Source organism: Pseudomonas sp. R5-89-07 (assembly GCF_003851685.1).
GTDB lineage: Bacteria > Pseudomonadota > Gammaproteobacteria > Pseudomonadales > Pseudomonadaceae > Aquipseudomonas.
On sequence record NZ_CP027727.1, the window covers coordinates 1,004,932 to 1,020,019 of the forward strand.

At 62.7% G+C, this 15,088-nt stretch carries 11 protein-coding genes; 8 read left to right on the top strand and 3 right to left on the bottom strand.

What is annotated here, in order from left to right; all coding sequences use genetic code 11:
• Positions 1-78: 78 nt before the first annotated feature.
• Positions 79-927: a carboxylating nicotinate-nucleotide diphosphorylase gene (gene nadC, locus C4J94_RS04515; RefSeq protein WP_124385093.1), complete on the bottom strand. Its 849-nt coding sequence runs from the start codon at positions 925-927 to the stop codon at positions 79-81.
• A gap of 246 nt (positions 928-1,173) precedes the next feature.
• Between nadC and C4J94_RS04520 the strand changes: the two genes are divergently transcribed.
• The 5 genes from C4J94_RS04520 to C4J94_RS04540 all read left to right on the top strand — a co-directional run bounded on the left by C4J94_RS04520 (position 1,174) and on the right by C4J94_RS04540 (position 7,516).
• Entirely contained in the window at positions 1,174-3,330 is a 2,157-nt protein-coding gene (locus C4J94_RS04520) for a DUF1631 domain-containing protein (protein WP_124385094.1), read from the top strand.
• A gap of 61 nt (positions 3,331-3,391) precedes the next feature.
• On the top strand, positions 3,392-3,955 hold the full coding sequence (gene ampD, locus C4J94_RS04525) for a 1,6-anhydro-N-acetylmuramyl-L-alanine amidase AmpD (RefSeq protein WP_124385095.1): 564 nt from the start codon (positions 3,392-3,394) through the stop codon (positions 3,953-3,955).
• Positions 3,952-4,788 (top strand): regulatory signaling modulator protein AmpE, encoded by an 837-nt coding sequence (ampE, locus tag C4J94_RS04530; RefSeq protein ID WP_124385096.1) that lies wholly within the window; start codon positions 3,952-3,954, stop codon positions 4,786-4,788. Before ampD ends, ampE begins: the two co-directional genes overlap by 4 nt.
• Positions 4,789-6,258: 1,470 nt before the next feature.
• Positions 6,259-6,963 (top strand): methyl-accepting chemotaxis protein, encoded by a 705-nt coding sequence (locus C4J94_RS28070; RefSeq protein WP_372240890.1) that lies wholly within the window; start codon positions 6,259-6,261, stop codon positions 6,961-6,963.
• A 124-nt stretch (positions 6,964-7,087) separates the two neighbouring features.
• Positions 7,088-7,516: a hypothetical protein gene (locus tag C4J94_RS04540; RefSeq protein WP_124385098.1), complete on the top strand. Its 429-nt coding sequence runs from the start codon at positions 7,088-7,090 to the stop codon at positions 7,514-7,516.
• Here the strand turns inward: C4J94_RS04540 and C4J94_RS04545 are convergent.
• Both C4J94_RS04545 and cra read right to left on the bottom strand, forming a co-directional pair.
• A complete protein-coding gene (locus tag C4J94_RS04545; protein ID WP_124385099.1) occupies positions 7,463-8,239 on the bottom strand; it encodes a TatD family hydrolase in 777 nt (258 codons plus the stop codon). The genes C4J94_RS04540 and C4J94_RS04545 overlap by 54 nt on opposite strands.
• Before the next feature lie 2 nt (positions 8,240-8,241).
• Positions 8,242-9,237, bottom strand: a complete 996-nt coding sequence (gene cra / locus C4J94_RS04550) for a catabolite repressor/activator (protein WP_124385100.1) — start codon at positions 9,235-9,237, stop codon at positions 8,242-8,244.
• 294 nt (positions 9,238-9,531) lie between these two features.
• Between cra and ptsP the strand changes: the two genes are divergently transcribed.
• Genes ptsP through C4J94_RS04565 form a run of 3 tightly spaced genes read left to right on the top strand, consistent with a single transcriptional unit; the run spans position 9,532 to position 15,035 of the window.
• Positions 9,532-12,390, top strand: a complete 2,859-nt coding sequence (gene ptsP / locus C4J94_RS04555; protein ID WP_124385101.1) for a phosphoenolpyruvate--protein phosphotransferase — start codon at positions 9,532-9,534, stop codon at positions 12,388-12,390.
• Positions 12,391-13,311 carry a 1-phosphofructokinase gene (pfkB, locus tag C4J94_RS04560; protein ID WP_124385102.1) on the top strand — a complete coding sequence of 307 codons (921 nt, stop codon included), beginning with the start codon at positions 12,391-12,393 and terminating at the stop codon, positions 13,309-13,311. It begins immediately after the preceding gene.
• 11 nt (positions 13,312-13,322) lie between these two features.
• Positions 13,323-15,035 (top strand): PTS fructose-like transporter subunit IIB, encoded by a 1,713-nt coding sequence (locus tag C4J94_RS04565; protein WP_124385103.1) that lies wholly within the window; start codon positions 13,323-13,325, stop codon positions 15,033-15,035.
• Positions 15,036-15,088 lie beyond the last annotated feature (53 nt).

Consider the following 15,088-nt stretch of genomic DNA (forward strand, 5'->3'; position numbering starts at 1 on the left):
ACGATAACGCGTGAACGATGAGTGCACGCGGCGCCTTTGCGTTTTTCGCGAGCAAGCTCGCTCCTACAGTTAAAGCTCTTAGATACTCAGCCGCATCGACAGATCCACGGCCTTCACATCTTTGGTCATCGCCCCGATGGAGATGTAGTCCACGCCAGTCTCGGCGATGGGCAGCAGCGTGCTTTCATTGATCCCGCCGCTGGCTTCCAGCTTGGCCTTGCCCGCATTCAGCCGCACGGCTTCGCGCATGTCTTCCAGGCTCAACTCATCGAGCATGATGATGTCGGCGCCCGCCGCCAGTGCTTCGCGTAGCTCCTCAAGGCTTTCCACTTCGATTTCCACCGGTTTGCCCGGCGCGATCTTGTGGGCGGCGCTGATCGCCTGGGCAATGCCTCCGCACGCGGCAATATGGTTTTCCTTGATCAGGAACGCGTCATACAACCCGATGCGATGGTTGTGACAACCGCCGCAGGTGACGGCGTATTTCTGAGCCAGGCGCAGCCCCGGCAGTGTCTTGCGGGTGTCCAGCAGCTTGACCTGGGTGCTGGCGACGAAATCCGCCAGGTATTGGGCGCGGGTGGCGACGCCTGACAGCATCTGCAGGAAGTTCAGCGCGCTGCGCTCCCCGGTGAGCAGCGAACGCGCCGGGCCTTCGAGGTGAAACAGCGGCTGGTTGGGGCTGACACGCTCCCCATCGGCCACCTGCCAATGCACGGCGACGCGCGGGTCCAGTTGACGGAATACCGCATCCACCCAGGCTGTACCGGCGATAACGGCCGTATCGCGGGTGATGATCGTGGCCTTGGCCAGCCGTTCGGCCGGGATCAACTGTGCGGTGATATCACCACTGCCGATGTCTTCCAGCAGTGCGCGGCGCACATTGGCTTCGATTTCGGCGGTGAGGTCGGCAAGACGCAGATTCGGCATAACAGGCTCCACAAACAAAGTGCCGCGATTATAGGGGCTGTGTGGATTTGAACGAAGGCTCGTCACTCATTTACCGCACCAGGGCAGAGTTTGCTGGCACAACCACCCACATTTGCAAGATAATCTCGCGCCTTGCAATTGGCGTCATAGCTTTGACGTCCCGATGGCGACCGGGTATTTGCAGCGCCCATAAGGCCTGACTCCGTTCGTTGCCCATCTCAACACCCGCCGTTTCAGGAGGCCAGGATGCACAATGACGGGAAGGTGGTGCCTATCAAGCAGGCACAGGCCACGCCATCGCCGCTCGCACGCCTACCGGTGGTGGTGCTGCAGGTGCGTGACAAAGCGGTGCAACAGCTGCAACAGGGGCTGCAGGAACTGTTCGATAACGCCGACGACACCCTGTTCGAAATGGCCGACAAGGCCCGCAGCACCGTTGACCAGCATATTTTCTTCGAGGCCATGCGCGACCTGCGCCTCAAGCGCAAGAACTTCGAGCGCGTGTTCATGGAGCAACTGTTTGCCGCCTTCGCCAACCTGGGCCAGGCCGCCAGCGACGGGTTGCATCCGGTGCCGGTGGTGACCTATGAGGTGCCCTGCAGTACGCAGGCGGATGACCGTGAAAAGGCCGTGGCGCTGGAGGCGATGCTCGGTCGGGTGCAACACCGTGACGGCTTGGCACTCGGGCAATTGAGCGCACGCTTCAGCGAGGTGCTGGGCAAACCCATGAACGATCAGGAGAACCCCCTGGGGCCCGCACTGCTTTGCCAGTTTTTTCTGCAGGCGGGCCGCAGTCTCGGGGTGGAGATCCGGGTCAAGCTGATCATGCTCAAGCTGTTTGAGAAATACGTACTCAGCGATGCCGACCAGCTCTATGGCGAAGCCAATCAACTGCTCGTGGCTACTGGAGTTCTGCCCGAACTCAAAAGCGTGCCGTCCCGTCGTGCAGGTGGGCGCGCGGCGCGTGAGCTTCAGCGCCAGGCCCTTGTGCCGGCTGCCGAGCCATCCTCTGACGAAAGCGGCCAGCAAGCCTTTGCCGCGTTGCAAGCGCTGCTGGTCGCGGTGCGCGGCAGCGTCGCGCCGACCCTTGAAGCCAGTGCGCAGCCGCAACCGATCTCTACCCGAGACCTGCTGCGCCTGCTTTCGCATTTGCAGCAATATGTACCGCAGCCTGAGGCCGAGGACGATTTCGACCTGCGCAACCAACTGGAACAGCTGCTGACCCGGGTCAGCGTCAAGAGCGGCAAGTCGCGGGTGGTGGAGGCGGCAGACGAGGACGTGATCAACCTCGTCGCCCTGCTTTTTGAGTTCATCCTCAATGACCGCAGTGTGCCGCACGCCTTCAAAGCCCTGATTGCTCGCTTGCAGATCCCGATATTGAAAGTCGCCGTGCTGGACAAGAGCCTGTTCAGCCTCCCCGGGCATCCGGCTCGACGCTTGCTCAATGAAATCGCCAGTGCCGCCCTGTGTTGCAGCCCGCAGAGTGACTATCAGCACGACAGCCTGTACCTGCGTATCGAACAGGTCATCCAGCGCCTTTTGAACGAGTTCGTCGAAGACCCGGCGATTTTTTCGCAGTTGCTGACGCCATTCAGCGCGTTCATCAAAGACGAGCATCAGCGCAGTGAGGTGCTCGAACAGCACACCCGTGACGTCGAGGAAGGCCGCTTGCGTACCGAAGTTGCGCGCCAGCGTGTGGCGCAGGTGCTCAACCGACGGTTGCTGGGCAAAGCCTTGCCGCCGTTCGTGGTGCAATTTCTGCAACACACCTGGAGCCAGGTACTGTTGCTGGCCCATCTCAAGCACGGCGAACAATCGGTGCAGTGGCAGACCGGACTACGCACCCTGGACGAATTGATCTGGAGCGTCGGCCTGCACGAAGACACCGAGGCGGGCCGGCATTTGCTTGAGCAATTGCCGGGCCTCCTCAAGGCGTTGCGCGACGGGTTGGCCAGTGCGGCGTTCGATCCTTTCAACACCCGTGAATTCTTTGTGCGCTTGCAGGCCGTGCACGTCCAGACATGTGAAGGCGAGAGGGGCGATGGGCTGATTGAAGTCCGCGAGCCCTTCATTCTCAGCACCCGCTTGTCGGACCCGCTCGAAGACCTGCCGCAGGATGACCCGGACGTGCGCAAGGTTCATCAGTTGCGGGTCGGCGGTTGGGTAGAGTTCCAGCAGGACGAAGACAGGGTACTGCGGTGCAAGCTCACGGCGATCATGGCACCCACCCAGCGTTATATTTTCGTCAGCCGCACGGGGCTCAAGGTTTTGGAGAAAAGCGCCGGCCAATTGGCCATGGACTTCAAGCAGGGCGCCCTGCGCAGCCTGGACGAGGGTTTGCTGTTCGACCGTGCGCTGGCTGCGGTGATTGGCGACCTGCGTCAACTCAATCGCGGCAAGTGATCGCAACCGTAGGGCGGAACGCGGCATACTGGTAACACTTCGTCTCACTCTAGGAGCCTGTATGCAGTTGGACCCCGTCAGCGGTTGGTTCGAGGGCGTCCGCCATTGCCCTTCGCCCAACTTCAACGAGCGCCCGGCAGGCGAGATATCGCTGTTGGTGGTACATAACATCAGCTTGCCGCCGGCGCAGTTCGCCACCGGCAAAGTCCAGGCGTTTTTCCAGAATCGTCTGGATGTATCGGAACACCCCTACTTTGAAGGGATTGCCAGCCTACGGGTGTCTGCGCATTTTCTGATTGAGCGCGACGGCACGGTCACGCAATTTGTGGCCTGCCAGGACCGGGCCTGGCATGCCGGCGTGTCCAGCTTCGAGGGACGCGAAGTGTGCAATGACTTTTCACTGGGGGTCGAGCTGGAAGGCACGGACGAATTGCCGTTCACCGATGCCCAGTACGAGGCATTGATTGACCTGACGCGTCAGTTGCTCACAGCCTACCCGGCGATCACCCCCCAACGTATCTGCGGTCACAGCGACATCGCCCCAGGCCGCAAAACCGACCCGGGCCCGGCTTTTGATTGGAAGCGCTTTCGCAGCGCGCTGCAGGAAGGAGGACACACACAATGAGTTTTCTGGTGCTGGTACTGGCGGTGTGGATCGAGAAGTTCTCGGCCATGCGTCAGCGGTTGCAGCGTGACGGCGGGTGGCTGCGCGAGCTGGCCAAGCTTGAATCGAGCCCACGCATGGGCAAGCGGCCCTGGCTGATCCTGTTGGTACTCGTGGCACTGCCCGTGGCGTTGCTGGGCTTGTTGCTGCTGGTACTGGAGCCCGTTGCCTATGGTTTGTTGGCGCTGCCGGTGCACTTGCTGGTGGTGATTTACAGCCTGGGTCGTGGTGATCTGCTGGCAGGGCTGGGACCGTTTCGTGATGCCTGGCGCCGTGGCGATCTGCAAGCCGCCGAGCACGTGGCCGAACGTGACCTGAAATTGGGTGCCGACAGTGGCGAACAATTGCTTGAGCGTGTTCAGGGCCATCTGCTGTGGCAGGCGTACCAGAGCTTTTTCGCGGTGATTTTCTGGTATTTCCTGCTGGGTCCGGTGGCCGCTCTGGCCTACCGCCTGCTGGCGCTGGCCAGCGAACACAGCCAGAACCCCCTGGTGGCCGAGCGCGCCACGCAATTGCGGCATGCCTTTGACTGGCTACCGGTGCGCCTGCTGGCGGCGAGCTTTGCCCTGGTGGGTAATTTCGTCGCGGTCAGCCGGGTGATGCTCCACGAATTGCTGAGCTGGGATATCAGCGCTGCGCAGTTGGTGGAGAAAGTCGGCCTGGCCGCTGCGGAAATACCGCCGCCAGCGGTGGGCGCCGAGGGCATCGTCAGTCTTGATCGCTTGTGGGAACTGCTGCTGCGCGCGGCGGTGCTGTGGTACGCCGGTTTTGCAATCTGGACCGTGTTGCCCTGATCTCTTCGGCAGGGGCAAGCCCCTGCCGTTAACCTTACGTTACAAAACTCCCTTTCAAATTGAGCTATACAGGCGGAGCGCCAAATAGTGGCTATCTGCCGCCGCCCTGCGCCTCAATAAAAATAAAAGAAAGGGAGATCGCCCGTGAAGAGCTTGCTCTATCCCGCTGTCGCGCTGATGAATCGCCTGAGTTTCGGCATGAAGTTCAGTCTGATCAGCGTGCTGTTCCTGCTGCCAATGCTGGCGACCAACTATTTTCTGGTGCGTGACGCCTGGGCTGCATTCCAGGGCACCCGCGTCGAACTGCAAAGCCTGGACCTGCTTGGCAGTAGCCTGGTGGTGCGGCGCGAGTTGGAAGCGCTGAATAACCAGGTGCAGATCAATGCGACCCTCGGCCAGTCCGGTAAAGCCGGCGACCTTGAAGCCAGGATCGGGGTCCTGGAGCAGAGTGTGCTCAGTCGCCTGCAAGGGCTCAGCGCGATGGCTACCCAGCCCGAGCAGGTGGCGGCCTTCGACGCCAAGCGCGACGAACTGATCGCCGCGTTCAAGGCTCAGCAACAGGAAACCTCACTGCTCAACAAAAGCGCGCTGATCGGCAAGTTGCTCAACCAGGCACAGATTCTCAGCCAGATCATCGCCAGTCAGTCCGGCTTGAGCCGTGATCCGCAGAGCGACCTACGCCAGCTCAGCGACCTGATCACCGCCGTCACCCCGCAAGTCACCCAGTTGCTGGGGGAGGGGCGTGCGATGGGCGCGTATTCCCTGGGTCAGGGCTTTATCAATTCATCCTCCAGCACGCGCTTCGACGAACTGCTGCAGCAGTTGGAAAAGCTCCAGGGCGAATATGCTTTGAAGCTGCAGGATGCGCTCGGCGCCAGCCATGCCGCGCAGGCGGCATTGGATGCCGCGGCGCAGGCCAGCCGGGCGAGCCTCAAGCAGGGCGCAGAGGTGTTCGAAGAACAGGTGGTGGTGGCCGAGACCCTGGACACACCCTGGCAGGGCTTCTACAACAACGTCAGCCAACTGATGGCCAAGACCTATCAACTCGATGACGCCACCCTGACATTCCTCAAACAGCAACTGGAGCAACGCCTGGCCCAAAAGCGCCTGCACATGGTGCTGCTGGTCACGGCGCTGGCGGCGGTGTTTGCGCTGATTTTCTATCTGTACGCCGGCTTCTATGCCTCCACGCGCACTACCTTGCGCAGCCTCGGGGCGATGATGGACAAGGTGGCGGCTGGCGATATGACGGTCAGCTTCGTTGCCCAAAGCCGCGATGAACTGGGGGATCTGGGCCAGGTATTCAATGGTACCGTGGCCAAGATTCATGACCTGATCGAACGCGTCGGGCACACCGTTTCCCAGGTCGAACTGCAGGCCGGGCAAGTTCAGGCGGTTTCAGCGCAGAGCAATCAGGCGGTGTCGGGCCAGCGCAGCCAGATCGAGCAAGTGGCGACGGCGATGAACCAGATGTCGTCCACCGCCCAGGAGGTGGCGCGCAGCGCCGCAGCCGCCGTCAGCAGCGCCCGCAGTGTCAACGACGAAACGGTCAGTGGCCGTGGGCTGGTGCAGTCCCAGCAGGGCAGCATCGCGCGCCTGGCCTCGGAAATCGACGAATCGGTGCGCGTGATCAACCAGCTCGCTGTCGACAGCCAGTCCATCAGCGGCGTATTGGAAGTCATCAAGAGCATTGCCGAGCAAACCAACCTGTTGGCCCTGAACGCGGCGATCGAGGCCGCGCGCGCTGGTGAGCAGGGGCGTGGTTTTGCCGTGGTGGCCGACGAGGTACGCACCCTGGCGCGGCGTACCCAGCATTCCACCGAGGAAATCGAACAGATGATCGGCCGCTTGCACAGCGGCGTCGGCGCAGCCGTGAAGGCCATGGGCGCCAGTCATGACATGGCCAGTGGCACGGTAGGGCAGTCGGAAAAAGTTCAGCAAGCCTTGGAGAACATCTTGGGTGCGGTAGGAATGATCGTCGATCAAAACCAACAGATCGCCGCCGCCGTGGAGCAGCAAACGGCCGTGGCCCATGAGATCGATCAGAATATTGTCGCCATCAATCGTGCGGGTGAGCATGCGGCGCAGGGTGCCGACCAGACCGAAGCGGCCAGTCATCAGTTGTCGCAGCAGGTCAGGGAATTGAAGCAACTGATTGGCGCGTTTCGCGTGTAGGAATTATCGTTCGGATTTGATTCGGTTCGGCGTGGTGCTTGTCCTGATTTCGCTGGCGGCCTTTCAATGCACCGTGGATAGGCGACAATTTTGTCACCTGTCACGGTCCCAAGGAGGCACGGCGATGGCCGCTGTAATCGGCATCAGAGGGCATTGCGCCCAGTGCGACATGACGTTCGAACTCAAGCCCTGGCAACTGAACGCCATTGCCATCGATGAGCCCTTTGTTTGTACGTATTGCCACGCCTGCCTGCAGCTGTGTTGCCAGAAACAGCTACGTCAATTCCGCGCCCTGGACCGTTGGGCGCTGGTGCGGCCGAGCTTGATCATGCTGACCTGCGCGACCTTGCTGGCGGCGCTGTTTGCCGAGTGGCTGGGGCTGATCAGCGTGATCGGGCAGTTCAATATTTCGCTGGTGACGCTGCTGATCCACTTTCTGGTGCTGCGCTACGTCCGTCATCGGCAAAAGATAACCTTGAATCTGCAAGTCGTCAGCCGGCTACCAATTGAACAACTCGCACGCATTGCGTGTGCTCGCCTCAGCCAGTCGTGAAGCACTGATGCCCATCCGCTCGGCCAGGGCGGCGCAGATAGCCGGCAAGTGCTGCGGGCTATTGCGCTGGCCCGGGTACATGGCCGGGGCCATATCCGGCGCGTCGGTTTCCAGCACCACGGCTTCCAGGGGCAATTGGGCCAGCACCTTGTGCATGCGCAGGGCCTGCGGCCAGGTGGCGGCGCCGCCCAGGCCCAGCTTGAAGCCGAGCTTGATGTACTCGCGAGCTTCCTCCCGGCTGCCGGCGAACGCATGAATGATGCCGCCCCGCGGCAGACGAATGCGCTTGAGCGTGGCGATTACCGCCGCGTGGCTGCGGCGCACATGAAGCAAGGCCGGTAGCTGGAAATCCACCGCGAGTTGCAACTGGGCCTCGAACAGCGCTTGCTGGCGTTCACGGTCCAGGTGCTGCAGAAAGTAATCCAGGCCGATTTCACCCACGGCGCAGAGTTGTCGGTGGCCGTGCAGGCGCGTCAGCCAGTCGCCCAACTCCAGCAGGTCGGCAGGGCGATGCTCATCGAGGTACACCGGGTGCAGGCCGAAGGCGGCGAACAAGCCTTCATCTTCCAGCACCAGATCCCACACTCGTTGCCAATTACTCTGATAAACACCGAGCACTACCATGCGCCGCACACCGAGTTCACGGCTGTGGGCGAGGACTTGCGCACGATCACTGTCGAAGTCGGCAAAGTCCAGGTGCGTGTGGGTGTCGATCAGCTCCACGCTCAGGCCTCGTGAATGCGCTGCTTGAAGGTGCGGCTGATCCCGTGCACGCCGGGCTGGTAGTGTTCTTCTTCAATGGCGGCCAGGGCCAGGCGCAAAGCGGTATCGGCAATCAATTGATGCTGCTGGGCCATGGCGTTGACCGGCAGCGGCAGAAAATCCAGCAACTGGGTATCGCCGAAAGTGCCCAGGCGCAGGGGACGCGACTTGAGCGGAAAGTCGTGCAGCGCGTCAAACACGCCTTGCAGCAGTACGTAGGACGTAGTCACCAAGGCGTCAGGCAAGTGCCCCAGGCGCTGCAGTAATTGCTCCATCAGCTGTCGGCCACAGTCTCGGCTGAAGGCTTCGCCCTGTTCGATGATCACCTCACCGGTAAAACCATCCAGGGCTTCACGGAACCCGGCGGCACGTTCCTGGCTGATACTCAGCTCCGGGTGCGCGCCGATCAGCGCGATTTGCTTGGGCAGCGGTTGCAGCAGGCTGCTGGTGAGTTGCTGGCAGGCCTGGCGGTCATCGCTGACCACCGAGCAGAACTGGCTGGGCTCCATGACCCGGTCGATGGCGATCACCGGCAAGCCTTTGGCTTGCAGTTCGCGATAGCTGTCGTCACTGGCCGGCAAGCAGCTGGCAACAAACAGCGCATCGCAACGCCGCGCGCGGAACAGTTGCAGCAGCTGGCGCTCGCTGTCGGCCTCATCATCGGAGCTGGCGATCAGCAATTGATAACCGCGCGCCCGCGCCCCTTGTTCGAGCAATTTGGCAATCCGTGCGTAACTGGGGTTTTCCAGATCCGGCAGGATAAAGCCCAGGGTGCGCGTGTGCCGGCTGCGCAATCCGGCGGCTTGTGGGTTGGGCGTAAAACCGTGGGCCTGGACCACGGCCCGCACGCGCTCCACCGTCGCGTTGCTGATGCGCTGTTGTTCGGCCTTGCCATTGATGACATAGCTGGCGGTGGTTACGGACACACCGGCCAGACGTGCGATATCACTGAGTTTCAAACCGGGATTTCCTTGTTTTTTAGAGCGTGCCCCGACATTTTGTTCAATCCTAACCGATTCCAGCCAATGACCAATGTGCCACAGCAAGCGCCGAGTGGCCCTTCAAGCTTGCGCAATTACCGCGTAATCTGCCATAAATTCTAGATTAAACGTTTCAGCAAGCGTATTTTTACGATGTTCGCCGCTGAGTGGCTACTGCCAATTGACTGCTCAGTCAGTGGTTTTCGAACACCGCTAAGCTGATTTATTCAAAACAATACCTAGTGCGCACCTCGCACTAACTAGGAGAACGGCATGCTCGAGCTCACTGTAGAGCAGATATCCATGGGCCAGGTGGCGGTGGATAAATCTGCTGCCTTGCACCTGCTCGCTGAAAAACTGGTGGCCGATGGCCTGGTCGCCGAAGGCTATCTCAGTGGCTTGCAGGCCCGTGAAGCCCAAGGCTCGACCTTCCTCGGCCAAGGCATTGCCATTCCGCACGGCACCCCGGAAACCCGCGACCAGGTATTTTCCACCGGCGTGCGCCTGCTGCAATTTCCCGAAGGCGTGGACTGGGGCGACGGCCAAGTGGTGTACCTGGCGATCGGCATCGCTGCCAAATCCGATGAACACCTGCGCCTGCTGCAACTGCTGACTCGCGCCCTGGGTGAAACCGACCTCGGCCAGGCGCTGCGCCGTGCCGGTACCGCCGAGGCCTTGCTCAAACTGCTGCAAGGCGCGCCGCAGGAGCTGGCCCTGGATGCACAGATGATCAGCCTGGGCGTGTCGGCCGATGATTTCGAGGAACTGGTGTGGCGCGGCGCGCGCCTGTTGCGCCAGGCCGACTGCGTGAGCAACGGGTTTGCCGCGGTGTTGCAGCAAGTCGATGCGCTGCCCCTGGGTGATGGCCTGTGGTGGCTGCACAGCGAGCAGACGGTCCAGCGTCCGGGCCTGGCGTTCGTCACGCCGGACAAACCCATGCGCTATCTGGGCCAGCCGCTCAATGGCCTGTTCTGCCTGGCCAGCCTGGGCGAAGCGCATCAGGCGTTGCTTGAGCGCCTGTGCGCCTTGCTGATCGAAGGGCGCGGCCAGGAATTGGGCCGCGCCACCAGCAGTCGCGCCGTGCTTGAAGCGCTGGGAGGCGAACTGCCACCCGATTGGCCCAGTGCCCGCATCACCCTGGCCAACGCCCACGGCCTGCACGCGCGCCCGGCGAAGATCCTTGCCCAACTGGCCAAGGGCTTCGACGGCGATATCCGCGTACGCATTGTCGACGGCCCGGTCGGCGCGGTGTCGGTGAAAAGCCTGAGCAAACTGTTAAGCCTCGGCGCGCGGCGCGGCCAGGTGCTGGAGTTTATCGCCGAGCCGACCATCGCTGGCGATGCGTTGCCCGCCCTGTTGGCCGCGGTTGAAGAAGGCCTGGGCGAAGCGGTCGAGCCGTTGCCGACGGTCAGCGCCCAGCCCGCCAGCGTCGATATCGAACCGGTCATCAGCGCGCCGCTGGCCGGCAGCCAGATCCAGGCGATTGCCGCCGCGCCGGGAATCGCCATCGGCCCCGCACATATCCAGGTGCAGCAGGTCTTCGACTACCCTTTGCGCGGCGAGTCCTGCGCCGTCGAGCGCCAGCGCCTGCACGCCGCGCTGAGTGATGTACGGCGCGACATCGAAGGCCTGATTGCCCGCAGCACCTCCAAGGCCATCCGCGAGATTTTCATCACCCACCAGGAAATGCTCGACGACCCGGAACTCACCGACGAGGTCGACACCCGTCTCAAGCAGGGCGAAAGCGCCGAAGCCGCCTGGATGAGCGTGATCGAAGCCGCCGCCAGGCAGCAGGAGTCGTTGCAAGATGCCTTGCTCGCCGAACGCGCCGCCGACCTGCGCGACATTGGTCGCCGCGTATTGGCGCAACTGTGTGGCGTCGACACCGCTCAGGAGCCCGATGAACCTTACATTCTGGTGATGGACGAAGTCGGCCCTTCGGATGTCGCGCGCCTGGACCCGGCCCGCGTCGCCGGCATCCTCACCGCCCGTGGCGGCGCCACGGCCCACAGCGCCATCGTCGCCCGCGCCCTCGGCATTCCGGCATTGGTCGGTGCCGGGGCGGCGGTGTTACTGCTCGGCGCCGGCACACCATTGTTACTCGACGGCCAGCGCGGGCGCCTGCACGTCGACCCCGACGCCGCCACCCTGCAACGCGCCACGGTCGAGCGCGACACCCGCGAACAACGCCTGCAAGCCGCGTCTGCGCAACGCCACGAACCGGCGCTGACCCGTGACGGCCATGCAGTGGAAGTGTTTGCCAATATCGGCGAAAGCGCAGGCGTTGCCGCTGCGGTGGAGCAGGGCGCCGAGGGCATTGGGCTGTTGCGCACCGAACTGATTTTCATGGCCCACCCGCAAGCGCCGGACGAAGCCACCCAGGAAGCCGAATACCGTCGCGTACTCGACGGCCTCGACGGGCGGCCGCTGGTGGTGCGCACCCTCGATGTGGGTGGCGACAAACCGCTGCCGTATTGGCCGATTGCCGAAGAAGAAAACCCCTTCCTCGGGGTGCGCGGCATTCGCCTGACCCTGCAACGCCCACACATCATGGAAGCGCAATTGCGCGCACTGCTGCGTTCGGCCGATAGCCGCCCGTTGCGCATCATGTTCCCCATGGTCGGCAGCGTGGATGAATGGCGCGCCGCCAGGGATATGACCGAGCGCCTGCGCCTGGAAATCCCGGTGGCCGACCTGCAACTGGGGATCATGATCGAAGTGCCATCGGCCGCGCTGCTGGCGCCGGTACTTGCCAAGGAAGTCGACTTTTTCAGCGTCGGCACCAACGACCTGACCCAGTACACCCTGGCCATCGACCGTGGCCACCCGACATTGTCGGCCCAGGCCGATGGCCTGCATCCGGCCGTGCTGCAGCTGATCGACATCACCGTGCGTGCCGCCCATGCCCATGGCAAATGGGTCGGCGTGTGCGGTGAGTTGGCGGCCGACCCGCTGGCGGTGCCGGTGCTGGTCGGCCTGGGGGTGGATGAGTTGAGCGTGTCGGCGCGCAGCATTCCCGAAGTGAAGGCGCGGGTGCGTGAATTCAGTCTGAGCCAGGCCCAGGGCCTGGCGCAAAAAGCACTGGCGGTGGGTTCCCCCGCCGAGGTGCGTGCTTTAGTGGAGGCCGTGTAAATGGCAAGGATTTTGACCCTGACGCTGAATCCGGCGTTGGACCTTACGGTGCGCTTGGCCCAGTTGGCGCCCGGTGCCGTCAACCGCAGTGAAACCCTGCTCACCCATGCCGCCGGCAAGGGCGTGAATGTGGCGCAGGTGCTGGCCGATCTGGGCCATGAGCTGACCGTGAGCGGTTTCCTGGGTGACGGCAACCCTCAGGCCTTCGAGGCGCTGATTGCCCAGCGTGGTTTTACCGATGCGTTTGTTCGCGTGCCCGGTGACACCCGCAGCAATATCAAGATTGCCGAGCACGATGGCCGCGTCACCGATATCAACGCACCGGGGCCTGAGGTGTCGGTGCAGGCACAGAACGCGCTGCTCGAAAAACTGGCTCGGATTGCGCCAGGCTTCGACGCGGTGGTGGTGGCCGGCAGCTTGCCGCGGGGCGTCACCGCGCAATGGTTTCAGAACATGCTCGAGCAATTGAAAGGGCTCGGTTTGAAAGTGGCCCTGGACACCAGTGGCCAAGCGCTGCGCGCCGGTTTGAAGGCCGGGCCATGGTTAGTCAAGCCCAACACTGAAGAACTCGGCGAAGCGCTGGACAACGCCAGCGACGCCATCTGCCAGTTGCATCAACAGGGCGTGGAACATGTGGTGGTCTCCGACGGTGCCGCTGGCGTGAGCTGGTACCGCTCGGGTACGGCCCTGCATGCCACGCCGCCGAAGGTGACGGTTGCCAGCACCGTAGGCGCCGGCGATTCATTGCTGGCCGGCATGCTGCACGGGTTGCTCAGTGGCGATACGCCCGAACGGACCCTGCGCCGCGCCACGGCGATTGCCGCGATGGCGGTGACGCAAATCGGTTTTGGTATCAGCGATGACGCGCAGTTGGCGCGCCTCGAAAGCGGCGTCGCTGTACGCCCGCTGACAGAACAATAAGAGGGCTTGTGATGAAGTTAGCCATTGTTACCGCCTGCCCGAACGGCATGGTCACCAGTGTGCTGTGCGCCCGCTTGCTGGACGCCGCCGCCCAGCGCCAGGGCTGGAGCACCAGTGTTGAAGTAGTGGATGTGCAACGCCCGGACAGCCAGCTGTCCCAGGCGACCATCGATGACGCCGAGTGGGTATTGCTGGTCAGCAGCACGCCGGTGGATATGCAACGCTTTGTTGGCAAGCGCGTATTCCAGAGCACGCCGGCCCAGGCGTTGGCAGATGTCGAAGCGGTGCTGCGCCGGGGCGCCGAAGAGGCGCAGGTGCATGTGGCCAGCCAGGCACCGGCCCAACAGGCGCCGCGCATTGTCGCGATCACCGCCTGCCCCACCGGCGTGGCCCACACGTTCATGGCCGCCGAGGCCTTGCAGCAGACCGCCAAGCGCCTGGGCTATGACTTGCAGGTCGAGACCCAGGGCTCGGTCGGTGCGCGCACGCCGTTGAGCCCGGAGGCCATCGCCAACGCCGACGTGGTGTTGCTGGCGGCGGACATTGAAGTAGCCACCGAACGCTTCGCCGGCAAGAAGATTTACCGCTGTGGCACCGGCATCGCCCTCAAGCAAGCCGAAACCACACTGAACAAGGCGCTGGCCGAGGGCGCGGTGGAAAACGCGGCCAGCGGTGCGGTGGCCAAGTCGGAAAAAACCGGGGTGTACAAGCACTTGCTCACCGGGGTGTCGTTCATGTTGCCCATGGTGGTGGCGGGCGGCTTGCTGATCGCCTTGTCCTTCGTGTTCGGCATCCATGCCTTCGAGGAAAAGGGCACCTTGGCGGCGGCGCTGAAAACCGTCGGCGACCAGGCCTTCATGTTGATGGTGCCGTTGTTGGCGGGCTATATCGCTTATTCGATTGCCGACCGTCCTGGCCTGGCGCCGGGCATGATCGGCGGCTTGCTCGCGGGCACATTGGGGGCCGGGTTCATCGGCGGGATCTTTGCCGGCTTCCTGGCCGGTTACAGCGTCAAGCTGATCTCACGCGCGGTGCGATTGCCGCAAAGCCTGGAAGCACTCAAGCCGATCCTGATTATCCCGTTGCTGGCGAGTCTGTTTACCGGCCTTGCGATGATCTACCTGGTGGGCCCTCCGGTGGCGCGGCTGCTGACGGGGTTGACGGATTTTCTCAGCACCATGGGCACCACCAACGCGGTGCTGTTGGGCATCCTGTTGGGCGGCATGATGTGTGTCGATCTGGGCGGGCCGATCAACAAGGCGGCGTATGCGTTTTCCGTCGGCCTGCTGGCGGCATCGAGTGGTGCGCCGATGGCCGCAACGATGGCGGCCGGCATGGTGCCGCCGATCGGCATGGGCATCGCCACCTTCCTGGCCCGGCGCAAGTTCGCCCAGACTGAACGCGAAGCCGGCAAGGCCGCGATGATTCTCGGGCTGTGCTTCATTTCCGAAGGTGCCATTCCGTTTGCCGCCAAGGACCCGTTACGGGTGATCCCGGCGAGTATTGCCGGCGGTGCGCTGACGGGGGCGCTGTCGATGTACTTCGGTTGCAAACTGGCTGCGCCTCACGGTGGATTGTTTGTGCTGGTGATTCCGAATGCGATGAACCATGCGCTGCTGTACCTGCTGGCGATTGTGGCTGGCAGTGTGCTGACTGGGTTGGTGTATGCGCTGATCAAGCGTCCGGAAGCGGTGGAGCTGAAGGTCGCCGCTGCCAAGGGCTGATGAGGTTCGAAAATGTGGGAGGGGGCTTGTCCCCTCCCACATCTGATCTTCAG